General features: G+C 46.3%; 28 protein-coding genes, 1 rRNA gene and 1 riboswitch. Of the genes, 27 read left to right on the top strand and 2 right to left on the bottom strand.

Going from position 1 to position 23,001, the window contains the following annotated elements; translation table 11 throughout:
* Positions 1-143: 143 nt before the first annotated feature.
* Positions 144-260: ribosomal RNA gene (rrf, locus tag MRBLPE1_RS33115) — 5S ribosomal RNA — on the top strand.
* 108 nt (positions 261-368) lie between these two features.
* Here rrf and MRBLPE1_RS33110 read toward each other — a convergent pair.
* Positions 369-899 (bottom strand): transposase, encoded by a 531-nt coding sequence (locus MRBLPE1_RS33110; protein ID WP_364154833.1) that lies wholly within the window; start codon positions 897-899, stop codon positions 369-371.
* A gap of 232 nt (positions 900-1,131) precedes the next feature.
* Between MRBLPE1_RS33110 and MRBLPE1_RS33105 the strand changes: the two genes are divergently transcribed.
* The 10 genes from MRBLPE1_RS33105 (at position 1,132) to rsmI (ending at position 8,562) form a co-directional block, all read left to right on the top strand.
* Positions 1,132-1,323 carry a sigma factor G inhibitor Gin gene (locus tag MRBLPE1_RS33105; protein WP_364154830.1) on the top strand — a complete coding sequence of 64 codons (192 nt, stop codon included), beginning with the start codon at positions 1,132-1,134 and terminating at the stop codon, positions 1,321-1,323.
* A 102-nt stretch (positions 1,324-1,425) separates the two neighbouring features.
* Positions 1,426-2,961, top strand: a complete 1,536-nt coding sequence (locus MRBLPE1_RS33100) for an aminotransferase class I/II-fold pyridoxal phosphate-dependent enzyme (protein ID WP_364154828.1) — start codon at positions 1,426-1,428, stop codon at positions 2,959-2,961.
* An 84-nt stretch (positions 2,962-3,045) separates the two neighbouring features.
* Positions 3,046-3,696: a dTMP kinase gene (gene tmk / locus MRBLPE1_RS33095; RefSeq protein ID WP_364154826.1), complete on the top strand. Its 651-nt coding sequence runs from the start codon at positions 3,046-3,048 to the stop codon at positions 3,694-3,696.
* An 89-nt stretch (positions 3,697-3,785) separates the two neighbouring features.
* Positions 3,786-4,115, top strand: coding sequence for a cyclic-di-AMP receptor (locus MRBLPE1_RS33090; protein WP_364154823.1), 330 nt, complete (start codon positions 3,786-3,788; stop codon positions 4,113-4,115).
* 16 nt (positions 4,116-4,131) lie between these two features.
* Positions 4,132-4,575, top strand: a complete 444-nt coding sequence (locus tag MRBLPE1_RS33085; protein ID WP_364154821.1) for a YaaR family protein — start codon at positions 4,132-4,134, stop codon at positions 4,573-4,575.
* A gap of 33 nt (positions 4,576-4,608) precedes the next feature.
* A complete protein-coding gene (holB, locus tag MRBLPE1_RS33080; protein ID WP_364154818.1) occupies positions 4,609-5,586 on the top strand; it encodes a DNA polymerase III subunit delta' in 978 nt (325 codons plus the stop codon).
* Between the two features lie 3 nt (positions 5,587-5,589).
* Positions 5,590-6,393 (top strand): PSP1 domain-containing protein, encoded by an 804-nt coding sequence (locus MRBLPE1_RS33075; protein ID WP_053373398.1) that lies wholly within the window; start codon positions 5,590-5,592, stop codon positions 6,391-6,393.
* Between the two features lie 62 nt (positions 6,394-6,455).
* Positions 6,456-6,857 (top strand): initiation-control protein YabA, encoded by a 402-nt coding sequence (locus MRBLPE1_RS33070; RefSeq protein WP_364154815.1) that lies wholly within the window; start codon positions 6,456-6,458, stop codon positions 6,855-6,857.
* A 158-nt stretch (positions 6,858-7,015) separates the two neighbouring features.
* The gene (locus MRBLPE1_RS33065) at positions 7,016-7,684 is read left to right on the top strand and encodes a tRNA1(Val) (adenine(37)-N6)-methyltransferase (protein ID WP_364154839.1); all 669 of its coding nucleotides are present in this window, start codon (positions 7,016-7,018) and stop codon (positions 7,682-7,684) included.
* A complete protein-coding gene (gene rsmI / locus MRBLPE1_RS33060) occupies positions 7,681-8,562 on the top strand; it encodes a 16S rRNA (cytidine(1402)-2'-O)-methyltransferase (RefSeq protein WP_364154812.1) in 882 nt (293 codons plus the stop codon). Before MRBLPE1_RS33065 ends, rsmI begins: the two co-directional genes overlap by 4 nt.
* 129 nt (positions 8,563-8,691) lie before the next feature.
* Here the strand turns inward: rsmI and MRBLPE1_RS33055 are convergent, their stop codons facing one another.
* Positions 8,692-8,946, bottom strand: coding sequence for an AbrB/MazE/SpoVT family DNA-binding domain-containing protein (locus MRBLPE1_RS33055; RefSeq protein ID WP_028609554.1), 255 nt, complete (start codon positions 8,944-8,946; stop codon positions 8,692-8,694).
* Positions 8,947-9,217: 271 nt separating this feature from the next.
* Here MRBLPE1_RS33055 and MRBLPE1_RS33050 point away from each other — a divergent pair, with 271 nt between their 5' ends.
* The 16 genes from MRBLPE1_RS33050 (at position 9,218) to MRBLPE1_RS32975 (ending at position 22,942) form a co-directional block, all read left to right on the top strand.
* Entirely contained in the window at positions 9,218-10,516 is a 1,299-nt protein-coding gene (locus MRBLPE1_RS33050) for an HD domain-containing protein (RefSeq protein WP_364154810.1), read from the top strand.
* Positions 10,517-10,539: 23 nt separating this feature from the next.
* The gene (locus MRBLPE1_RS33045) at positions 10,540-11,307 is read left to right on the top strand and encodes a TatD family hydrolase (protein ID WP_364154836.1); all 768 of its coding nucleotides are present in this window, start codon (positions 10,540-10,542) and stop codon (positions 11,305-11,307) included.
* Positions 11,308-11,491: 184 nt separating this feature from the next.
* Positions 11,492-11,672, top strand: a riboswitch (cyclic di-AMP (ydaO/yuaA leader).
* Positions 11,673-11,923: 251 nt separating this feature from the next.
* Positions 11,924-13,072 carry a ubiquitin-like domain-containing protein gene (locus tag MRBLPE1_RS33040; RefSeq protein ID WP_364154808.1) on the top strand — a complete coding sequence of 383 codons (1,149 nt, stop codon included), beginning with the start codon at positions 11,924-11,926 and terminating at the stop codon, positions 13,070-13,072.
* A gap of 125 nt (positions 13,073-13,197) precedes the next feature.
* Positions 13,198-13,746: a ribonuclease M5 gene (rnmV, locus tag MRBLPE1_RS33035; protein ID WP_364154805.1), complete on the top strand. Its 549-nt coding sequence runs from the start codon at positions 13,198-13,200 to the stop codon at positions 13,744-13,746.
* A 4-nt stretch (positions 13,747-13,750) separates the two neighbouring features.
* Positions 13,751-14,674, top strand: a complete 924-nt coding sequence (gene rsmA, locus MRBLPE1_RS33030) for a 16S rRNA (adenine(1518)-N(6)/adenine(1519)-N(6))-dimethyltransferase RsmA (protein WP_364154803.1) — start codon at positions 13,751-13,753, stop codon at positions 14,672-14,674.
* A 74-nt stretch (positions 14,675-14,748) separates the two neighbouring features.
* Positions 14,749-15,633, top strand: coding sequence for a sporulation peptidase YabG (gene yabG, locus MRBLPE1_RS33025; protein WP_364154800.1), 885 nt, complete (start codon positions 14,749-14,751; stop codon positions 15,631-15,633).
* A 260-nt stretch (positions 15,634-15,893) separates the two neighbouring features.
* Positions 15,894-16,169 (top strand): biofilm formation stimulator Veg, encoded by a 276-nt coding sequence (gene veg, locus MRBLPE1_RS33020; protein ID WP_053373389.1) that lies wholly within the window; start codon positions 15,894-15,896, stop codon positions 16,167-16,169.
* 198 nt (positions 16,170-16,367) lie between these two features.
* Positions 16,368-16,553, top strand: a complete 186-nt coding sequence (locus MRBLPE1_RS33015) for a small, acid-soluble spore protein, alpha/beta type (protein WP_364154797.1) — start codon at positions 16,368-16,370, stop codon at positions 16,551-16,553.
* A gap of 137 nt (positions 16,554-16,690) precedes the next feature.
* Positions 16,691-17,545 carry a 4-(cytidine 5'-diphospho)-2-C-methyl-D-erythritol kinase gene (gene ispE, locus MRBLPE1_RS33010; RefSeq protein WP_364154794.1) on the top strand — a complete coding sequence of 285 codons (855 nt, stop codon included), beginning with the start codon at positions 16,691-16,693 and terminating at the stop codon, positions 17,543-17,545.
* A gap of 82 nt (positions 17,546-17,627) precedes the next feature.
* Positions 17,628-18,455 (top strand): pur operon repressor, encoded by an 828-nt coding sequence (purR, locus tag MRBLPE1_RS33005; protein WP_364154791.1) that lies wholly within the window; start codon positions 17,628-17,630, stop codon positions 18,453-18,455.
* A gap of 60 nt (positions 18,456-18,515) precedes the next feature.
* Complete coding sequence (locus MRBLPE1_RS33000) at positions 18,516-18,914, top strand: RidA family protein (RefSeq protein ID WP_364154789.1); 399 nt, start codon at positions 18,516-18,518, stop codon at positions 18,912-18,914.
* A gap of 129 nt (positions 18,915-19,043) precedes the next feature.
* The gene (gene spoVG, locus MRBLPE1_RS32995; RefSeq protein ID WP_028609566.1) at positions 19,044-19,325 is read left to right on the top strand and encodes a septation regulator SpoVG; all 282 of its coding nucleotides are present in this window, start codon (positions 19,044-19,046) and stop codon (positions 19,323-19,325) included.
* Between the two features lie 302 nt (positions 19,326-19,627).
* Positions 19,628-21,025 carry a bifunctional UDP-N-acetylglucosamine diphosphorylase/glucosamine-1-phosphate N-acetyltransferase GlmU gene (gene glmU, locus MRBLPE1_RS32990; RefSeq protein ID WP_364154785.1) on the top strand — a complete coding sequence of 466 codons (1,398 nt, stop codon included), beginning with the start codon at positions 19,628-19,630 and terminating at the stop codon, positions 21,023-21,025.
* Positions 21,026-21,257: 232 nt separating this feature from the next.
* A complete protein-coding gene (locus tag MRBLPE1_RS32985) occupies positions 21,258-21,908 on the top strand; it encodes a 50S ribosomal protein L25/general stress protein Ctc (protein WP_364154782.1) in 651 nt (216 codons plus the stop codon).
* 179 nt (positions 21,909-22,087) lie between these two features.
* Positions 22,088-22,648, top strand: coding sequence for an aminoacyl-tRNA hydrolase (gene pth / locus MRBLPE1_RS32980; RefSeq protein WP_364154780.1), 561 nt, complete (start codon positions 22,088-22,090; stop codon positions 22,646-22,648).
* Positions 22,649-22,711: 63 nt separating this feature from the next.
* Positions 22,712-22,942 (top strand): anti-sigma-F factor Fin family protein, encoded by a 231-nt coding sequence (locus MRBLPE1_RS32975; RefSeq protein ID WP_364154777.1) that lies wholly within the window; start codon positions 22,712-22,714, stop codon positions 22,940-22,942.
* The last annotated feature ends 59 nt before the right edge of the window (positions 22,943-23,001 follow it).

Below are 23,001 nucleotides of genomic sequence, written 5' to 3'. Positions count from 1 at the left end.
ATCCTAAAAAGTTTGAGAAGCAAACTTACATCGTAAGCATACGCTTAAGTTTGCCCCGGACCCATACATCCGGCAGACAGCAGCTAAAAAGGTTTCAGCAAACCTAACTTTCGTATCCAGTTTTCAGCGTGCAACACGCTACGTTTGGTGGCGATGGCGGAGGGGAACCACGCGTTCCCATACCGAACACGACCGTTAAGCCCTCCAGCGCCAATGGTACTTAGACCGCAGGGTCTTGGGAGAGTAGGACGTCGCCAAGCACGAGAGACCGATCGCATGTGATGCGATCGGTTTTTTGTTTCTATAAATAATCGAGAAATTAAAACATGGCCTTAGAGTGCTCTATTTGAGCCTCTAAGGCCTTTGTTTTATCTACGGTAATACGATGCTTCTCGTGCCTCGAGTCGAAGCACGCCATCTTTCTGTTCTTTACGGAAAGAGAAGGAAAGAAGTAAACGGGGAGTAAGCAGCCACAAATGCCAGCTCACGATACTAATCAATAATGATTCTTTAACCCAAGGGTATAGAAGAGCAATGGCGCACAGACCGATCCAAAACATATGCCGATGAACTCGGCGGAATAGCAGCAGCTTAATATCGTTGGCAGGCTTAAATCCAATCCAAGGCGGTGTAATGCGCCAGATCCATTTACGGTCAGCGGCTTCATCTACACTGATGAACGTTAGGAGCATAATTGCGATATGTATGATTTGAACGACTGCGAACCCGAATAACCATGAAAATAAACCGTCCATTTGGTACATAAGCATTTGAAAAGCCAATAATATGGCTGCTATAAGCACATGGCTTTGGATGAGTTCAGGGCGTATTACCTTTCGCTTCACAAGCTGGTATTGATAAATGGTGGCATTTTTTTGCTCAGATAATTTCTGACGCATGGCCGGACGTCCTTTCTATTTCAAAATTACGGGGACTCTCGTTTACTATATCGGTTTTTGCGAGCGAACTATCCATACTTGTGTTGAAAAATTTCGCTAAATGAGTAACCATTAGCCCAGATGGGGCATACGATATATAAATATTTGAAATACGCTATGAAACAAGTATAAATAGATAGACTATGTGTCATACTAGTAGCTATATAGGATCAAACCGAAAGCGGGGATTGTTATGAACGATAATCGCGAGTATCAATGCAATATTTGCAATGAGAAAAAGGCAGAGGGACAAGGCATTCGAATTGTTACCGGTTTTATCTGCGAGAGCTGTGAAGAGGAAATGGTTAAAACAGATGTTAAAGATGCGAAATACCCCTTCTTCATTCATCAAATGAAGCAAATATTTTTGGGCGAAAATGCATGAGCGGTTTCTGACTACAGAAGCTGCTCTTTTTTTGCGCTTTAATAAGGTACAATAAAAGGAAGGTCTACATGTATGCTTAGTTGAAAGGAATGTCGAGATATAATGAAGCCATTCAATGCTCCAATTTATAATGCGTTAGTCAGTCATGCTCATTCGAATTTGATAGGGTTCCACGTGCCTGGGCATCACGGCGGCCAAGCGCTTAGACAATCTTTTGGGAGCGACCAGATACAGAATGATTTAATGGATTATTTTTATAACATTATGAGGCTTGATGTAACCGAACTCACCTCAACCGATGATTTGCATCATCCAGAAGCTTCAATAAAGGAAGCACAGCAGATGGCTGCAAATACATTTGGATCCGAGGATACTTTTTTTTTGGTGGGCGGCAGCACATCGGGTAATATTGCGCTACTGCTTACCTTATGTGAACCGGACGATATTGTCATCGTACAGCGAAATGTTCATAAATCGATTTTGAATGGATTAAAATTAGCAGGCGCGAAGGCTGTATTTCTATCGCCGCAAGTTGAACCTATATCCGGGTTAGCGACAATACCTACTGTCCAGCAAGTAGAAGATGCTCTCGTCTTATACCCTGAGGCTAAGGCTGTCTTTTTATCAAATCCTAATTACTATGGAATGGGTGTAAAGCTGAGGCCCTATGTCGAGGCTGTCCACCGTAAAAACAAACCTATTCTGATTGACGAGGCACATGGCGCTCATTTTGGGATGCATCATTTATTACCTCAATCTGCGATATCCGAGGGCGCTGACGCTGTTGTGCAATCGGCGCATAAGACGCTGCCAACCTTAACGATGGGGGCAATGCTTCATATACAGGGTAATCGAATTTCAAGAGAGACATTGCGTCAGTCACTAGCGATGATCCAAAGCTCAAGTCCATCATTCCCGATTCTTGCTTCTATGGATATTTCCCGCGCAATGATCGATACATTAGGTGAAAGTATGTTCCAACAGAGCCTAGATTCTGCAGCAGCTTTTCGACGATGGTTGAGTGAGCAGCAAACGAATGTAACCGAGATGAATATCCAGGCCGACGGGGAATTGAATCTTTATTTTGATCCCTTGCGAATTGTGCTTCATGATGGAAGCGGCGTATGGACCGGATATGAGCTTCAGAAGCATTTGGAGCACCATGGATGCTTTGCAGAGATGGCTGATCCGCAGTATGTAGTGCTTGTACTTGGTATTCAAACCTCATTAATGGACATACAAAGGCTGCAGCAGGCAATTGAGGAAATGGTGAGAGAGGAAAACCATGAAGCGATTGTTCCAGTGAGGAAAGGAACTACGTCCTCTATAGCGAGCGTATCCGTTAATAGCAGCATTTCTGAGCCTGTTTCGTTTGCAAGAGGCAAGTTTAAAAATGAAACAAGCATACGCATACAATTGCTTGATGCTGAACACCATATATCGGCTGAGATGGTAACGCCGTACCCGCCGGGCATTGCGGTATTGTATCCAGGGGAAATAATAACCTCAGACATGATCAAGCATCTCCAACAACTTTCCTCCGCAGGCGCAAAGTTTCAAGGAGCAGCTGATCTAAAGATGAAAACCATAGCGGTATATCCCAAATCAACCGGAATGCGCGATGCTTTTGATGAATGAGGCATTTCTTCATTGTACAAGGGGTACTGCTTTGTTAATATAGAAGAAAGTATAGTTAACATAAACGTTAGGAGAAGCCTTAGTTTGAGAAAAGGTGTTTTCATTACCATAGAAGGCGGCGAGGGAGCCGGCAAATCGACACTGATTGAACAGCTATCGAATAAGATGCTTCAGAGGGGGAAAATGGTCACCACGACAAGAGAACCCGGAGGCATCCCGATTGCGGAACAAATTCGAAACGTTATTTTGGACCGAGAGCATGTCGCCATGGATGCAAGAACGGAAGCGCTGCTTTATGCGGCTGCCCGCAGGCAGCATCTCGTGGAAAAGGTTGCGCCTGCGCTTGAACAAGGTCAAATGGTCATTTGTGACCGTTTCGTAGACAGCAGCCTCGCTTATCAGGGGCATGCTCGAGGGCTTGGGATGGATGAGGTGTGGGCAATTAATCAATTCGCTATTCAAGATCTTATGCCGGATTTGACCATTTATATGGATGTGTCTCCGGAAGTAGGCCTAAGGCGTATATCGCAAGCGGCCGAACGGGAGATTAACCGGTTGGATCTAGAAAAGCACTCCTTTCACGAAAGGGTACGGGAAGGGTATTTGCAGCTGCTGCAGCAGAACCCCGATCGAATGATGCGAATTGATGCCGAACAAAGTCCTGAAAAGGTATTTCATGACGTTTTATCGGCAATTGACAGCCGCTTTGCAGGATTTCTTGCAACCAGTGTCTAATTTTATAGAATGGACTTCCTGAAGGATGGGGAGTTGCGAAACGCAAGATATTAATAACCTATTCTAATAGTAGTCAAGGGGGAATGAAGATGAAATTAGTAATTGCGGTTATTCAAGATAAGGATAGCAACCGATTGTCGAATGCACTTGTCCGTGAGGGCTTTAGAGCAACAAAACTTGCAAGTACCGGCGGGTTCTTAAGAGCAGGCAACACAACCTTTATGATTGGTATTGAAGACGAAAGAGTACATGAGGTGCTGCAGGTCATTAATGCAAATTGTAAGGTGCGCGATCAGCTGGTTACGCCGGTTTCACCGATGGGCGGATCAACAGATTCCTATATTCCTTTCCCTGTTGAAGTACAGGTCGGGGGCGCAGCAGTGTTCGTATTGCCTGTTGAACGATTTGAGCATTTCTGATTGGGCGTGACATAACATGAAAATAGATCAAGGCTTCCGGCCTTTAGGGCAAAACCGTGCCAACAATGACGCGTCGACCAAGCAGGTTCAGCCAAAAAACTTTGCCGACGTCATGATTCAACAGGATGCGGACCGTACCCAAGAGCAGCTTCAACAAAAACTGCAGGATATTCATAGACAAGGCGAGCGTTTGGCTAGAATAATGACTGTACGCGAATTAAAACTTTACCGCCAGATGATCAAGCAGTTTTTGGAAGACACCATACGACGGGGAGTCGTTCTGAAGGAAGTCAAAGGCTTTGATCGAAGAGGAAGAATAAAGCGATATAAACTGCTGGATGAAATAGATGCCACACTCGTCGCAATGGCCGAGGATTTACTGGATAGCGAGCAAGGAAGAATTGATTTGCTTAACAGGATCGGTGAGATACGGGGTCTTCTGATTAATTTGTTATTTTAATGAGAAGAGAGCAGGGAAAGGTTAGGAACGACGATGAGCCTTGAACAAATACCAGGGCAATGGAAAGCGCAGAGGATTTTGTCGCATGCTCTGCAAAGCGGTAAAATCTCTCACGCTTATTTATTTAACGGACCGTCGGGTACCGGGCGTATGGCAATGGCTCGCACATTCGCTAAAGCGTTGTTCTGCACGGCTGGTGGCGCGGATTCATGCGGAGAATGCCTGGAGTGCAGAAAGTTTGAGCATGGAAATCAAACGGACTTAACCACGATTGTACCCGATGGCCAATCGATAAAAATCGACCAAATTCGGGAGCTGCAGCGCGATTTTTCTTATCGCAATAGCGGAACGAAGCGGAAAGTATACATGATCGAGCAGGCTGACAAAATGACGATGCAAGCGGGGAACAGCTTACTCAAGTTTCTAGAAGAGCCGTTGTCGCCTGTCGTGGCTATTTTGATAACGGACAATGGACAAGCCGTCCTTCCTACGATTCGATCCCGTACGCAGTGGGTTCCATTTTTGCCTATGTCTCCTGAAAGCATGCTGCAGACGCTAATTGCGGAAGGTGCTCCATCTGTTTTAGCCCGATCGGTTGTGCAATTAACATCGGGGTTGGAAGGCGCGAGACAATTTCTCCAGCAGAATCAGTTTGCAGAAATCAGAAGCCTAGTGATACAATTAGGTAAGGAGAGTTTGACCCGATTCACCGCGGCGATGATCACTGCTGGACAACAGCTGTTTAAAACAGATTTAGTGGAGCATACACAGCTGCTGTTGTCGTTATTAGTTATATGGTTTAAAGATTTGATACAGTTCCAGGCCGGAAGGCAGGACAACATCGTTTTTATAGATCAGTTGGAATGGATAAGCAAGCATGCTTTTGATCGTTCGTTCGCAGGGTGGGTGTCCTGCATCGAACACACTTTAGAAGCGAGTAAGCGTATGCGTGCAAATGTTACGCCGCAGCTCGCGTTTGAGCAACTATTGGTAAACTTACAGGAGGGCTAATTCTTGTATAATGTCATCGGTGTTCGCTTCAAGAAAGCGGGCAAGATCTATTACTTTGATCCGGTTGAGCATCCCGTGGATAAGGAGCAACATGTTATTGTTGAAACAGCACGGGGAATCGAATACGGAAAAGTGGTGGTGGGACAGAAGCAAGTCGGTGAATCGGATGTCGTTCTTCCTCTAAAGAAAGTAATACGCATTGCAAGCGATGTCGATGCAAAAGTTGTCGAAGAAAATCGCGCAGCAGCCAAAAATGCGTTTTCTACTTGTCTTGAAAAGATTAAAGGTCACCAGCTTCGCATGAAGCTAGTTGACGTAGAATTTACGTTTGACCGCAACAAAATTATTTTTTACTTTACGGCAGAAGGTAGAGTCGACTTCCGTGAGTTAGTCAAGGATTTGGCCAGCGTATTTCGTACCCGTATCGAACTCAGGCAAATAGGGGTTCGGGACGAAGCGAAAATGTTAGGCGGAATTGGACCTTGCGGACGGGTATTATGCTGTTCCTCTTGGCTGGGCGATTTTGAGCCCGTATCGATCAAGATGGCCAAAGACCAGAATTTATCGCTTAATCCGACAAAAATCTCCGGGTTATGCGGACGCCTTATGTGCTGCCTTAAATATGAACACGACAATTACGAAAGCATTCGCGAAGAGCTTCCGGCAATTGGTAAATTCGTAGTCACCTCATATGGTGAAGGTAAAGTAACGGGTATTAACACATCTACCAAAAGCGTGTATGTTCAGTTATTTGATACACCAGGTAAACCGAAAGAACTGTCGATGGATGATGTCGTCATCAAATAAGCGGCAGAGTGCGATTCTCACGGGTGAGGTTACACTCACGCTTGAAGCTCTGGGGTGGGAACTTGGAGAAGAACAATATATTCGCAAAAATGGACGAGCTGGATAACCAAGTAGGTGTGTTCCATAAGGAGCTTACGGATTTAAAGCAGAAGGTTAAAGAGCTGCTCGAGGATAATAAGCGACTAAGTGAAGAGAACGACCAGCTGCGTCAGTTGTTTAAGAGAGAAGCAGAGCTGGAGCGTGAAGTAGTTAAAGCACCGGCTAAAGGCAAGAAATCGGGAGCAAATCAAGTGGTCCAAGCCTCAAGCAACCAAACATTCGCGGAAGCGAGTGTAGCGATTGGAGAAGGCCATGATAATTTGACCCGGTTGTATCACGAAGGATTCCACATATGCAACGTTTATTACGGGCATTTGCGGACGGAGGGTGACTGTTTGTTCTGTCTATCCTTTCTAAATAAATAATGGAATCCGTATCGACATGCCGTCCTTGCCGCAAAGGGCGGTATTTTTATTAACCAGACATGAAAAATATAGAATAGCATATCGACAATTCAAAAGGAGCGGCTTAAATCGTGTCGGAACAAATTACTTTAGCAGCGAATGAACGGCTTGATGACCTTATGACGGAATCAGGCCTGAAAATCATACAGAGCAGAGAAGTTTTTAGCTTCTCACTTGATGCCGTATTGCTCTCTCGATTTGCAAGCGTACCGAAGCATGGGCGTATCGTGGATCTTTGTACGGGAAACGGCGTCATTCCCATGCTTCTAACTACGAGAACGAATGCTCGAATCGATGCGGTTGAGATTCAACCAAGATTGGCGGATATGGCCAGAAGAAGCGTTGTGCTTAATCAACTGACAGAACAGATTACAGTCATTGAACAAGATCTGAAGTCATATCCAAAGATTGCCGGGAATGGCGTTTATGACGCCGTAACAGTTAATCCGCCTTACATGCCAGTAACGGCAGGCGAACAGAACGAAAATGAGCATTATGCTATCGCTAGGCATGAGATCCACTGTACTCTGGATGATGTGGCAGAAGCATGCTCACGGCTCGTAAGGCCTGGCGGAAAGGTGTCCATGGTTCATCGTCCGTCGAGGCTGCTCGATATCGTAGCAACTATGCGCAAATGGAGACTTGAGCCAAAGCGCATTCAATTTGTGCATCCCCATGCACAAGCGGAGGCTAATATGGTATTAATAGAAGCTATGCGGGATGGAAAACCTGATATTAAGCTACTTCCACCGATTATGGTTTATGAAAACGGGGTGCAGATCGTTTGAATATACAAAAAAGTTTTTCTGATGCAGCTAGCGAAGAGCGTGGTAGCCTTTATTTAGTTGCAACGCCAATAGGCAATCTTGAAGATATGACCTTTCGTGCGATACGCACATTGAAGGAGGTACAGCTTATTGCGGCGGAGGATACAAGGCAAACGCGTAAGCTGCTTACTCATTTTGATATCGGGACTCGAATTGTAAGCTATCACGAGCATAATAAGCGCGCAAGCGGACCCGAGCTGATTAGATTGCTGCTGGAGGGGCAGTCAATCGCATTAGTAAGCGATGCGGGATTGCCCGCTATCTCAGACCCCGGCGCTGACCTCGTAAAAGATGCGATTGAAAATAACATTGCGGTTATCCCGGTTCCCGGTGCAAATGCAGCATTGTCTGCGCTTATTATTTCAGGCTTGCCGACCGAACGTTTTTTATTTGCAGGGTTTCCGCCCCGAGAAAAAAAATCGATAACGAAATGGCTGCTGGAAATGCAAGGCCAGAGAGGAACCCTCCTTTTTTATGAATCTCCTCATCGGATCATCAAAACGCTGGCTGTACTTCAAGAATGTCTTGGCGATCGGCAGATTGCTTGCGTGAGAGAGCTAACAAAGCGTCATGAGGAAGCAGTACGCGGCAATGTAACGGAATGTATGGAATGGTTTGCAGAGCATCCGCCGCTGGGCGAGTTTTGCATAGTAGTCGAGGGGGCAGATGGGATAGGAGCAAGTGATCAACCGCATAACGAAATATGGTGGTCGGAACTGGACCTTGCTGCGCATGTCGCTCATTATGAGGAGCAGCATGACCGGAAGGAAGCTATCAAAAGGGTCGCTTTGGATCGCGGATTGCCGAAACGGGATGTATATAATGAAGTAAATAGATAGAAAATATTTCTAGAGAGAAAAATAGACAAAAAAAGACCTTCCTGGCCGGGTTCAAGCGCAGGAAGGCAACAAGGAGTATAAAAAAGGTTAGAATTAACAAGTTGATAAGTACAGTATAACCTATTTTTTTTATTTTGTCACAGGTGTTGGCATCTCTGACAAACAAATATGGCAAACAATTTTTCCTTTGAAGTAAGAAACGTTTTCTGCATTACCACAGAAGATACATGCAGGCTCATATTTCTTAAGCATGATGCGCTCGCCGTCTACATAAATCTCAAGCGCGTCTTTTTCGCCTATACCGAGTGTACGACGCAATTCGATTGGAATAACGACCCGTCCCAGTTCATCAACCTTACGAACAATACCAGTAGATTTCATCATAATCTATCATTGCCCCTCTCAAAATACGTTTCGTCATCGTTCGACATAGTTTTTACTTTTATGAATACTATAATACCAACGATTACCAGAATAGTCAACTAAGAATATTGCCAATAAATCCCGTAATCATAAGTATTTGACTAGATAGTAAGGCCATTATACTCTGTAATAGAATACAACAGCTTCGACAATTTGGAAACTAATTTACGACACTATTCGACATCATATTCGATTTTTGTGTCGAAAATATGAACAAAGGAGTTGAGAGACGATGAAGCAACAGCTGACGGAAGAGAAAGTTTTTAAGGATCCAGTCCACAATTATATTTATGTTCAGGACCAAACAATTTGGGATTTAATCAATACAAAAGAGTTTCAAAGGCTGCGGCGGATACGTCAATTAGGAACCTCCTATTTAACATTCCATGGTGCCGAGCACAGCCGGTTCTCCCATTCGCTTGGCGTATATGAAATTACACGAAAAATTATCTCCCAGTTCGAACGACACGGGTATCCGGATTGGCCTGCTGAGGAAAGATTAGTCTCACTCTGCGCGGCGCTGCTTCATGATGTCGGTCACGGACCGTTCTCCCACTCCTTAGAGGAGGTATTCGACACGGACCATGAAGAGTGGACATGTAAAATCGTGCTGGAGGATACAGAAATTAATCGAGTGCTGCGGGCAGTTTCGGAGCAGTTTCCTGCACAGGTAGCGGCAGTCATTCAAAAAACATATCCAAAGCCAATTGTCGTAAGCTTAATATCCAGTCAAATGGATGCGGACCGAATGGATTATTTATTAAGAGACGCTTATTTTACCGGCGTTAATTACGGCAATTTTGATTTAGAGCGCATTTTGCGCGTATTACGTCCCTATAAAGGGAAAATTGTAGTCAAAGAGAGCGGAATGCACGCAGTAGAGCATTACTTGATGTCTCGTTATCAAATGTATTGGCAGATTTACTTCCATCCAGTTACAAGAAGCTCTGAGATTATTTTACGTCAAATATTTCGTAGAGCGCAGGAACTTTATGTGGGTGGGTATGTATTTGATTGGATACCGAAGCCAATTAAGGGGCTTATTCATAACACGATGACGGTCCAAGACTATTTAAAATTGGATGAGGCTTTGGTTCAAACGGCTTTCACGCAGTGGGCTGAGGAGCGGGATCCCCTGCTAAGCGATCTATGCAGCCGGTTTATGAACCGCCGGTTATATAAATATATAACCATTGATAATCCTGATGAAGCACTTCTAAATGAAATCAGCGATTGCTTTTCTTCTATAGGAATGAATCCCGATTATCATATGGAGATCGATTTTCCTTTTGACCTGCCGTATGACGTTTATCGACCAGATAAAAAAGAAGGCGAAAAGAAAGAAAAAGCGCCGATTTTGTTGTTAGACGAACAGGATGAAATAGGTGAAATATCTGCTAAATCCGACATTGTTCGTTCAATTACGGGGCTTCATCAGGGTGAATACCATTTGTATTACCCCGAGGAGCCTCTCAAGAGCAACATACACTTAATTCCTGATAAATTAAAAAACCTATTCAAACTTGCTTAATGGAGGCTGACACATACATGACATTGCTTTTTGATACACATACCCATTTGGACTCCTATAAATTCGATGAGGATCGCGACGAGGTCATACAGCGCGCAAAGGATGCAGGCGTGCATATGCTCGTCAATATTGGCTTTAACCGCGAAACCATTCCTACGACGATGGCGCTTGCCGAGAAATATGATTTTATTTATGCAGCGGTAGGCTGGCATCCCGTTGACAGCATTGATATGCGTCCTGGGGATTTAGAATGGATCGAGCAGCTTTGCTCGCATGAAAAGGTTGTTGCTATAGGCGAAATTGGGCTCGACTATCACTGGGATACTTCGCCAAAAGATGTCCAACAGCGCGTTTTTCGGGAGCAGATCCGTCTTGCCCGCAAGGTAGGAAAGCCGATTGTCATCCATAATCGCGATGCGCATGAGGATGTCATTCGCATTTTGCAAGAGGAAAACGCTGCAGAGGTCGGAGGCGTTATGCACTGCTTCTCAGGCAGCTGGGAAACGGCCAAACAATGCTTGGATATGAATTTTTATATTTCGTTCGGAGGGCCGGTTACATTCCAAAATGCAAGGGTGCCGAAAGAGGTGCTTAAGCAGGTTCCGCTCGACCGGATTTTGATCGAAACGGATGCTCCGTATTTGGCTCCTCACCCCTTCAGAGGGAAGCGAAATGAGTCCTCTTATGTATCGCTCGTCGCAGAGATGGCTTCCCAATTATTGGGTAAAACGGTAGATGAAATAGGCGCAATTACGACCGAGAACGGTAAAAAATGTTTTGGGATTGTATGAAAACGAGAGAAATGAAGAGAATAAAAGACCTTTATCGCGTAAAAAGTGATTTTTATCGTGATTATCGCTTAATTATTCCGTCTTTATCCACCTTTTTCGCTTAAATCGTCTTTTATCGTATCTTTACAATTGACCGCTTATGAGGGTATGATTCATCTCAGAGCATTAACATTTTGTATTGGATTTCCAGTTTGCGCTTAATCTCCAATTGGAGAGCGGGGGAACCAGGTGCGGGTTATTGTACCGTATTATGAATTCTTCAGGGGTGAATTTCGAAGCCTTTGCCATGAGCATTGCGTTAAGAATAGGGCGGCTCTCTTGCCCGAATCCGTCAGCTAACCTCGTAAGCGTTATAGAGAGTGATCAACCTCGTGCATCCATTTTCCTGTATCCCAGTGTAAACAATTACTCGGGAAGCCACGAAACAGATCCTCTGTCGACGGCTTCTTTTTATTTTCGAATAATCGGAAATATGTCGACATAGGGATAAAAGATGGGGGTGGGAGGGTCGATATAGCAATACTGGACTGCGTGCTTGCACGCCAATATACTATAGTCGCGTCAGTTGTATCATGCGTAACACTTGGCGGCGGGGCTATGAAGGAGGACCGATGAAGTGGGAATACTCCAGGTAAAGGACACCCATGGGAAACGATCATCCAGCATGTCTTTCGCATTGCGATGGAAGCGTGAAAACTTGCGTTTGATTCTTTTGAGTGCTACTATCTCAATCGCTATGACTTTCATGTTTTTGGTGTTGTTGTACGGAACGGCTGTCAAAAGCGTCTCCGTAGTAGTGAACGGACAAGAAACCATTGTGGAAACGAAGCAATGGGTCCTGCAACGCCTACTGGATGAACAAGCTATCGCAATTGGACCACATGATGAGGTGTCCATACCGCTTAATGCGGCAATAAAGGACGGAGATCGTATCGAGGTAACTCATGCGATACCGGTAATTGTGAAAGCTGATGGCAAGACCTCTACTGTATACACGACAAAAAGAACAGTACAGGCAGCGATCGAGGAATTACATATTCCAGTTCGTGGTCAAGATAAAGTTATTCCTCCGCTACAAACGGTTTTGGATGCGGAGCTGACGGTAACGGTTGTTCGCGTCGACACGAAGGTGTCAGAGACCGAACGCGCGATGCCTTTCTCTATCGTGAAGAAGTCGGATCCGACACTTGCGGCGGGCAAGGAAAGGCTTGTGCAAACTGGCAAGCAGGGTCTTATCGTTGAGAGCATCGAGAAGCAATACGAGGACGGCGTTCTTATTTCGAAGAAGATGGTCAGCAAGGTTGTCGAGACAGCTGCAGTTGATCAGGTCGTCGCGATCGGTACGAAGAAGGCAGAGCCTAAGGTTACGGTGCTCTCGAGCAAAAGCCCGAGCATTGCAGCGTTAACGAAAAGCGGAGTAACGTTCAACGCGAAGAAAGTGCTTAAGAATGTCACGCTGACGGCATATTCTGCAGGTGTGGCTTCAACAGGCAAAGATGTTGGACATCCGCTATACGGAATTACGGCATCAGGTGCGCGCGTACAAGAAGGGCGTACGATAGCCGTTGATCCGAAGGTTATTCCAATTGGCTGGTGGGTATATATTGAAGGAATCGGTTTCCGCCGTGCTGAGGATAAAGGCAGTGCGATTAAAGGGAACAAAATTGACGTATACTTTGATAGTACGAAGGTTGCCAATAAGTTCGGAAGGAAAAAAGGCATTACCGTATATGTCTTGGGACCGAACAAACCTAGTGCCAGCTAATAAGTAGCGTTACCATCATCTTATCGCCATTTTTAATTAAATATGCCATCATAAGGAGAGGCACTGCCTCTTCTTTTTGCATGTTTTCGGGGCTGTTGCAGCATATGTAGAAGGGGATGATCTTGATGATCAAAGAGATCATTGTCGTTGAAGGAAAAGACGATACCGTCGCCATTAAACGAGCGGTGGAAGCAGATACTATAGAAACAAACGGTTCGGCAATCGGCGAGGATGTGCTGAGGAGAATCGCACTGGCGAACGAGCGCCGCGGCATTATCATATTTACAGATCCCGATCATGCGGGAGAACGGATACGAAAAATCGTCGCGCGCCATGCACCGGGCTGCAAGCATGCTTTTTTGCCGCAGGAGAAGGCCCTGTACAAAGGAGATATCGGCATTGAAAACGCGAGTCCCGAGGCGATACGCACGGCACTCTTCGAGCTGCGTACAGAGACGGCGGATGAAACGGGAGAAGTCAGCTTCGAGGATTTAATGGAAGCGGGCCTCATTGTGCATCCTGATGCGTCTAACCGGCGTTTGGTTATAGGCAGGCTGCTCGGGATAGGGTATGCGAACGGCAAACAATTTTATAAACGCTGTACAAGCTTTCGGATTTCCAAAGCGGAATTCATTGAAGCTTTCCGCAAAATGGAAGAGGAACTAGGGGGTTAGCCGGATGAACGGTCATGAACAGAATGAAGTTAGCAGCGGGTCTGCGGTAAAGCAGGCTTCGATTGAAGTGGCTACACCAAAACGTACCAAAGAAATCATTGCGAAATACGGCTTCTCCTTCAAGAAAAGCTTGGGTCAAAACTTTCTGATCGACCAAAATATTTTGAATAATATCGTTGCGGCTGCCGAACTTGATGAAACAAAAGGAGCACTTGAGATTGGACCGGGCATCGGCGCCCTTACGCAGCGGCTTGCGCAAGCCGCTGGCAAGGTGACGGCCGTAGAAATCGATAATCGGCTCATTCCGATTTTGAATGATATACTGGCTGACGAGGCACATACGACCGTGATTCATGGCGATGTGCTTAAGCTGGATTTGAAACAGCTCTTTAAGGAGCAGTTTGCTGATGTTTCCGGCGTTAGCGTCGTGGCGAATTTGCCTTACTATGTCACCACGCCGATTTTGATGAAGCTGCTGGAGGAGAAACTGCCGCTTGAGCACATCGTTGTCATGATCCAGAAGGAAGTGGCAGAACGTATGGCTGCTAAGCCGGGAGGCAAGGAATACGGCAGTCTCAGCGTAGCGGTACAATATTATTGCGTGCCAAAGGTGGTCTGTACGGTACCGCATACCGTGTTTATTCCCCAGCCTAATGTCGATTCTGCCGTAATCAAGTTGTCCTTGCGCGAAAAGCCTGCTGTCGACGTGCCGGATGAGGATCATTTTTTCCGTGTCGTACAAGCCAGCTTTGCACAGCGTAGGAAGACGTTGGCCAACAATCTGACTGCCTTTGTAGGCAAGGAACGGCGCGAGGCGCTAACGGAGATGCTTCTGAAGAACGAAATTGATCCCATCAGGCGCGGCGAGACGCTCTCGCTGGAGGAATTTGCCCGAATCAGCCGCAGCATGCTGGAGGCCGGCTGGTAAGCCAATCCTTTCGTTATAAAATACTCACCATTCGCCCTGTCTGCCCATAGGATAGACGAAGAGGTGATTTACCCATGAAGCAAGGGGACCTGGTCGTCCGCAAATCGTATGGCGGTGACGTGCTATTCAAGGTTGAGGCTGTTCGTACAAATACTGCCATTCTGAAGGGCACGGACTACCGATTGCTTGCGGATGCTCCGATTCCTGATTTGTCGGTCATACGCGATCCAGAAACGACAAGAGCGGTGCAGCAAGTACGAATTAAAGTAAATGATTCTTTAAAACGTATGCATTCCGAACGTGAACGCCAAGCATTGGAGAACGAGGATAATATTCGGCATGCGTTGCAGCAGAGCCAGCCATTTTTTGAAGTGCCAGGGAAAGTGCTTCATCTCGACGGCGACGGTAACTATTTGAAGAAGAGCATGCAATTGTACAATACGATGCATGTCCCTTCCCATGGTCTCCACGTGCATGAATCCCAAATGGCTGATGTGCTGTACCGATTGCTGCCACAATTTCAACCGGATATTGTCGTAATTACCGGCCATGACGGCGTGCTAAAGAACCGCGCGCAAATGGATCTGTACAGCCTTAGCAGTTACAAAAACTCACAGCATTTCGTTAATGCCGTACGTGTGGCACGCGAATATGAGAGAAACCGAGACGGTTTAATCGTTATTGCCGGCGCTTGCCAGTCGCATTTTGAGGCACTGCTGCAGGTGGGCTCGAACTTTGCAAGCTCGCCCGGACGAATATTGATCCACGCGCTGGATCCTGTCTATATTGCAATTAAAGCAAGCTACACGTCGATTAAGGACACCATTAATTTATCTGATGTCATTCACGGCACGATAAGCGGTATTGACGGATTGGGCGGAATTGAGACAATGGGACGTTTTCGCGTCGGCCTGCCCAAGCCACAAATAACGGCTTCCAATTCGGTATTGAAGCAGTAATGGCAAGAAATCGAGCGTTATTCCATAATGTTTTACCTGTGAAACGATGCAAAATACCGCTGTGAAAAGCGTAAATATACATATTGGAGTTCAAGCAACTTCTTAATATGTATATTTTTTGCATTCCTATGCATACTTTTTTAAAAATGGGTGAAATCACCGTTGACAAGTAAATATTCCGACTGATATAATATTTTACCTCATTTGACAAGCCCCCTCTTTTTGGTTATAATGAACAAGGAAAGAGGTGGTAGTGGACAATGGCAAAAAATGCGCTATTGGATATTAAACGCAGTTTGGAAGCTCATGTTGGCTCCAAAATCCGTCTTCGAGCGAACGGTGGCCGACGAAAGACCATCGAACGAACCGGTACGTTGGAAGAAACCTACCCTTCTGTTTTCATTGTTAAGCTGGATGAAGAACAACACGCTTTCAAACGCGTCTCATACAGCTATGCGGACATACTGACGGAGTCGGTGGAAGTGACCGTATGCAATGATGAAGGTCAAGTCCGTATCGCCCATTTGCAACAATAGAATATATATCGCCTAGTGAGGCATGTTAGCGCAGATCGCATCTGCGCTTTTTTTTTGTGCCTATAGACAGCAAGTACAACCCGAATTATGGTACCTGTTCATCGCGTATCCTTCGGCCTTTACGGAAGCATACTACCTATGCAATAGTGGCAGGCGTATATTTTGAATAGGGCTAATTCGAATGTGGAGGTTGTGCAAATGAGTCGCAGAAGACGCAGTGTGATGTCGGAGCAATTGAAATACGAGCTGGCTAAGGATCTAGGATTTTATGATACCGTGCAGCAAGAGGGCTGGGGAAGCATACGTGCGAAGGATGCGGGCAATATGGTCAAACGCGCGATCGAACTTGCTGAGCAGGCCGCTGCAAAATCGAACCAGCCTTAAATAAAACCGGCATTTTGGCATGAAAAAAGCTAAGTTGATGACAATCGGAAATTTGTGGATTGTCATCTCTTAGCTTTTATTGCGTTCGTTTGATATAATGAGCCTTAAGCATATGAACGAACGGGTGAACTTATCGGATGAAAATTTATGAAAAAGCTCCTGCCAAAATTAATTTACTGCTCGATGTGCTCCGCAAGCGCGATGACGGTTACCATGAAGTCGAAATGATCATGACGATGGTTGACCTTGCTGACCGGCTTGAAATGGAAGAGCTGCCTAGAGACACCATCATTATTTCGAGCCAAGTCGGCTACATACCGCTAGACGAGAAGAACCTAGCCTTCCAGGCGGCTAGGCTTATTAAAGAACGCTATGATGTAAAGCAAGGCGTATATATCCACTTAGACAAAAAAATTCCTGTCGCTGCGGGCCTCGCAGGAGGAAGCAGCGATGCTGCTGCTGCGCTGCGCGGACTCAACCGGCTATGGAAGCTCCAAATCCCAGAGGAGGAGCTGTGCCGTCTTGGGGCTGAACTCGGTTCCGACGTTCCGTTCTGCGTAACGGGCGGTACGGCTATTGCCCGCGGCCGAGGAGAGGTTCTTGAGCATATCGCGAATCCACCGCAATGCTGGGTCGTTCTAGCGAAGCCTCCAATCAATGTATCGACGGCTGACGTATACAGCAGATTCCGCGCCAATGAGCTCAAAGAGCATCCTTCGATTCCGAATATGGTAAGCGCGCTGGAGCGGGGCTCTTTTAACGATATTTGCGAAGGGTTAGGCAATGTACTCGAGAATGTTACTTTAGACGTCTATCCTGAGGTTATGCAGCTGAAGGAAAGCATGATTCGGCTTGGTGCCGACGGCGTCCTTATGTCGGGAAGCGGACCTACCGTATTCGGCCTTGTTTCGAAGGAAGCCAAGCTTCCTCGTATTTATAACGGGCTCCGCGGCTTTTGCAAAGAAGTCTATGTGGTAAGAATGCTGACATAGGACTGACGTTCTTCTTGATTAAATCCGTATAAAAATGTTATATTGACATTATATTATTCGGATTTAGTGGGGGGAGATGTGTTTGAAGAAGTTGAAACGGAGCTCGCGGTTGGTAGAAATGACCCAATACCTGTTAAGTCGACCCCACACGTTAATTTCACTTACAGCATTTGCTGATCGATATCAGTCGGCAAAGTCTTCTATTAGCGAGGACTTGGCGATTATCAAAGAAGTGTTTGAGGAAGAGGGCATTGGCGAGCTTCATACGCTTGCCGGAGCAGCGGGCGGAGTAAAGTATACGCCAAAAATGCAAGAATCAACGGCTCTTACCATTATGACGAGCATTTGCCGCCAGCTGGAGCAGCCTGAGAGGGTTCTTCCCGGCGGCTATTTGTATATAACGGATATGTTAGGCCAGCCGGAGCTTCTTGCGGATGTCGGCAGAATGTTTGCGACCGCCTTCGCAGACCGGAAGATTGACGTGATTATGACGGTAGAGACAAAAGGAATACCGCTTGCTTACGCAACGGCTGCCTGCTTGAACATCCCTGTTGTTATCGTACGCCGAGATAATAAGGTAACGGAAGGCTCCGCGGTTAGCATTAACTATGTATCGGGGTCTACCAAGCGCATACAGACCATGTCCCTGGCGCGCAGAGCGCTTAAGGAACAGTCGCGTGTCCTTATCATTGACGACTTCATGAAAGCCGGCGGGACGATTCAAGGCATGATGGATTTGCTGTTCGAATTTAAGGCTATCGTAGCGGGTGTCGGCGTGTTCGTTGAATCCGGCGAGGTGGAACTAGAGGAACGTCTCCTTGAGGACTATGTATCGCTCGCGAAGCTGACTGCGGTTGATATGAAGACAAAGCAGACGACGGTAATTCCGGGAAATTATTTTAAGGCATAGAATATAGATACTTGTATTTAGAAGATTTATATCTACATCTACGGAAAGGCTGGGACCATAATGACAACGAAGCAACAACTGCAAGTGATTGCAACAGATCAAGCTCCTGCAGCGATCGGACCGTATTCGCAAGCGATTAAGCTGGGAGGATTATTGTTCACTTCAGGACAAATTCCACTTGATTCGTCAGGTCAGCTTGTAGAGGGCGGCATTGAAGAACAGACCCACCAGGTGTTCCGTAACTTGGAGGCCGTGCTTTCGGCAGCGGGTGCCAGCTTTCAGGATGTAGTGAAGGCAACCGTATTTATAAAAGACATGAATCAGTTTGCAGCGGTAAATGGCATTTATGCCTCCTACTTTGGAGAGCATAAGCCGGCTCGTTCGACCGTTGAGGTCGCAAGGCTGCCTAAGGATGTCCTTGTCGAAATAGAGGTCATTGCATCGACAATTGTCGAATGAAAACGAAAAAAATTTATTTTAAAAAAATATTTTAAATAGAGCATGATTTTACCAAAAATGTAGAAGGAATTGGCATAAAAATGTGGAAGTATACACCAAGTCTCTCATAGACAAAGGTGGTGAACACAAGTGCAAATTACTGATGTCAGACTCCGCCGCGTAAATTCCGAAGGGCGTATGAAGGCTATCGCATCCATTACTATTGATAATGAATTCGTTGTTCACGATATTCGTGTCATCGACGGAAACAATGGAATGTTCGTTGCAATGCCAAGCAAGCGTACTCCGGATGGAGAATTTCGGGATATCGCTCATCCGATCTCTTCAACAACTCGGGAGAAAATCCAGGCTGCTGTTCTCGCTGAATATGAGCGTGCTGCAGAAGAAGTTGCAATTGAAGAAGGAGCTTAACCAAAGCATTTTATGATTTTGGGGTTGTTTGGAGAAGAGAGCCATGGCTCTCTTTTCTTTTTTTTGTGAACTCAGTTATTATATAATGCTTTTCAAAATTAACCCGAAGAAGGTTAGTTTTTGCAGGATGAGATTGGTATATGCCGATATCGCTTGGAAATAGGGGAACATATTCGTATAATGGAATATAATATAGCTAGCATTTGGTGATGCGGCGTTAGCCAGAACTGCCTGTCTGGGCATAGATTAATAGTAAGCTATACTGTAATTATCATTTATAGATGATCTAGGGGGTTTTTGATTTGAAGGTTATGGCGATTGTGCTTGCTGCGGGACAGGGCAAGCGAATGAAATCGAAGTTATATAAAGTGCTTCATCCGATATGCGGCAAGCCGATGGTTGGCCATGTGCTGGGGGTTGTAAAGGAAGCAGCGGCAGAGCGTGCGGTTGTTATCGTGGGACACGGCGCGGAAATGGTCAAATCGTATTTGGGCAATAACGCTGAATATGTTCTGCAGGAGCAGCAGCTCGGTACGGGGCATGCAGTACGCCAAGCAGAGGCTTTGCTCGGCGAAGAAGAGGGTACGACTATCGTTATCTGCGGCGATACACCGCTGGTGCAAGCATCGACGATCAGCGCCATGCTTGAGCTGCATAAATCCAGCGGCGCGGCAGCAACGGTATTAACGGCAGCGTTCGAGGATCCGACGGGCTATGGACGCGTTATTCGCGGTCAAGACGGTACCGTTCAACGGATTGTGGAGCAAAAGGATTGTTCGCCTGAAGAAGCAGCGACCAAGGAAATTAATACGGGCACTTATTGCTTCGATAACCAAAAGCTGTTTGCGGCGCTCGCCAAGGTAACGAGCAATAACGCGCAGGGCGAGTTTTATTTGACCGATGTCATCGGCATCTTCCGTGAAGAAGGCGAATCCGTGCAAGGCTATTGCACGACGGATCTGGCAGAAGCAATCGGCGTGAATGACCGGGTTGCCCTAGCGGAAGCGGAGCGCTTTATGCGCGAGCGGATTAACCGGAACCATTTGCTGGGCGGAGTAACGCTCATCGATGCTTCATCAACTTATATTGAAGCAGATGTTCAAATCGGATCCGATACGGTTATTTATCCGGGAACCGTTCTGCGCGGTTCAACCGTTATCGGCGAGGATTGCGTGATAGGTCCGCAAGCGGATATTACGGACAGTACGATCGGAAACGGCGTTGCGATTAAGTATTCCGTTGTTGCCGAATCTATCGTAGGCGATACAAGCTCTGTAGGTCCTTATGCGAATTTGCGTCCAGGCTCGAAGCTTGGTATCGGCTGCAAAATCGGTGATTTCGTTGAGCTCAAAAACGCTTCGCTCGATGACGGCAGCAAAGTTTCCCATCTAAGCTATGTTGGGGACGCGAAGGTTGGCAAGGACGTTAATATCGGCTGCGGCGCGATTACGGTCAATTATGACGGCTACAATAAATTCGTGACCGAAATCGGCGACAATGCATTTGTCGGCAGCAACGTTAACTTGATTGCTCCGGTGAAAATTGGAGACGGCGCCTATGTCGTTGCGGGCTCTACCGTTACCCACGATGTTCCTGCAGGCGATCTTGCAATCGCGCGTGAGCGCCAAGTAAATAAGCCAGGCTATGCCGAGAAGATTCGGGGACGCGCCAAAGCGAAGAAAGAAAAGAAACAATCATAAGCCGCATTGCTAATAGGATGCCGGGATGAATTCAGACAATGAATCCATCCCGGCATTTTTTTGTTTGATAATACGGTGCGACCGTTCTGAAATCGACTTTATATTTGGGAATACAATTGAAATGCGGCAAATAAAGTTTAATTTTTGGATGGAGTGGGTAAGTTATAGGGAAATGATTCACGAAGCTTAGTTTGCAGTTCAAAACTAAGCGAAACTTTAGGAGGTAATCAATATGGCGATAGCTATGAACGCGGATCAACGAACTGTCACGACGAAAGGTGAGTTGCGCCAATTGCGGCTCCAAGGGAAAATACCTGGTGTTATTTACGGAAAACAATTAACGGATTCTGCTCAAGTCATTGTGGACGGCAAAGAATTGCAGGCATTGTTGCGCTCTCAGCCGAATGCGGTTCTTGAAATTAATATTCCATCACAAGGGAAAACATCAGTGATGATCTCGGAGATACAACGTGACGCATTGAGCCGCCAGGTGCTGCATGTTGATTTTCATCAAATCAATATGAATGAAAATGTGCGGGCAAACGTACGCATCCATGCAGAAGGCGATTCTCAAGGCGTCCGTGAGGGCGGCATTTTGCAGCTGATCCTGCATGAGCTTGAGGTGCAATGCTTGCCGGGCAATATCCCTGATGCCCTATCGGTTGATATCTCGACATTAGACATAGGCGGCAGCATACTGGTAAGCGATCTGCAGCTCCCTAAGGGCGTAGAGGTCTTCGCGGACCCGGAGCAGGTTGTAGCAACGATACTTGCACCGCAAAAAGAGCTTACCGAGGAAGAGGCAGAAGACGCTGCCGTGGAAACGGCAGAGGCGGAATCTCGCTCCAAGGAAGCGAAGCTTGAAGGCGTTAAGAGCCTGTAGCTGATTTTTGGAATTGGCAGCATCCAGCATAATACGGCGCCGTCCTTTTATAGGGCGGCGTTGTTTGCGATTGCGGTAAGAGTTATCGCTGCGATGAGCGTGCCTTCTTCGGTCACCTTCACATATTTACGCTTGCAACAGATTATGATACATTTGTCCGTAAAGGAGTGGAGCAAGCAATGAGGTGGATTGCAGGGTTGGGAAATCCCGGCGCGGCTTATCAGAATACGAGACATAATGTCGGGTTTATGGTCATTGACGAGCTGGCAAAGCGCTGGGGTGTTAGCGTAACGCAAAGCAAATGCAAAGCATTAATCGGTGAGGGAAATGTACAAGGCACGAAGGTCGTTCTCATTAAGCCGATGACATATATGAATTTGTCCGGGGAATCCGTTCGGTCATTCCTGGACTATTTTAAGGCGGAGGTTGAAGACGGGGTCATTGTCTATGATGATCTGGATACCGAAATCGGAAAACTCCGGCTGCGCTATCAAGGCAGCGCAGGCGGGCATAACGGCATAAAATCGCTCATCCAGCATTTAGGCACGCAGACATTCGACCGCGTTCGTATGGGGATCTCGCGTCCGAAGCCGGGGATGAATATTGCGGATTACGTGCTCTCTACCTTTCCAAAGGGCGAGCAGGAGTTATTGTCAGCCATGATTTCAGATGCTTGCGATGCGATCGAGTTTAGGTTGAAAGCGCCTTTTGAAGAAACGATGGCAAAGTTTAACCGATAATCTGTTAGATTGCGTAATTACGGGCATACTGAAGGGTATAACGACCCTTCAGGAGGCATACATATGGCTGTAAACTATATCTGTCGGCACTGCAGAACGTCAATTGGATCACTCAACGGGTCAAATTTAACCGAGCATCAGCTCGGTTTCCATTTCTTGACCCCTGAAGAACGCAGCGATATAATAGCGTATGACCCAAATGGAGATGTGACGGTAAAGGTGGTCTGCGATTATTGCCGCGAGGCGATTGACGCGAACCCGGAGCTTCATTTGGTAGCAAATCCGTTGCAATGACGGAAAGTGAATAATTTGAGCCTTAGCGTTGGCTGAGGCTTCTTTTCAATGTACAGGGA

Source organism: Paenibacillus sp. LPE1-1-1.1 (assembly GCF_040676435.1).
In the GTDB taxonomy this organism is placed as follows: Bacteria; Bacillota; Bacilli; order Paenibacillales; family Paenibacillaceae; genus Pristimantibacillus.
The sequence above is the reverse complement of the archived record's forward strand: the minus strand, read 5'-3'. Positions and strand labels throughout refer to the sequence as shown.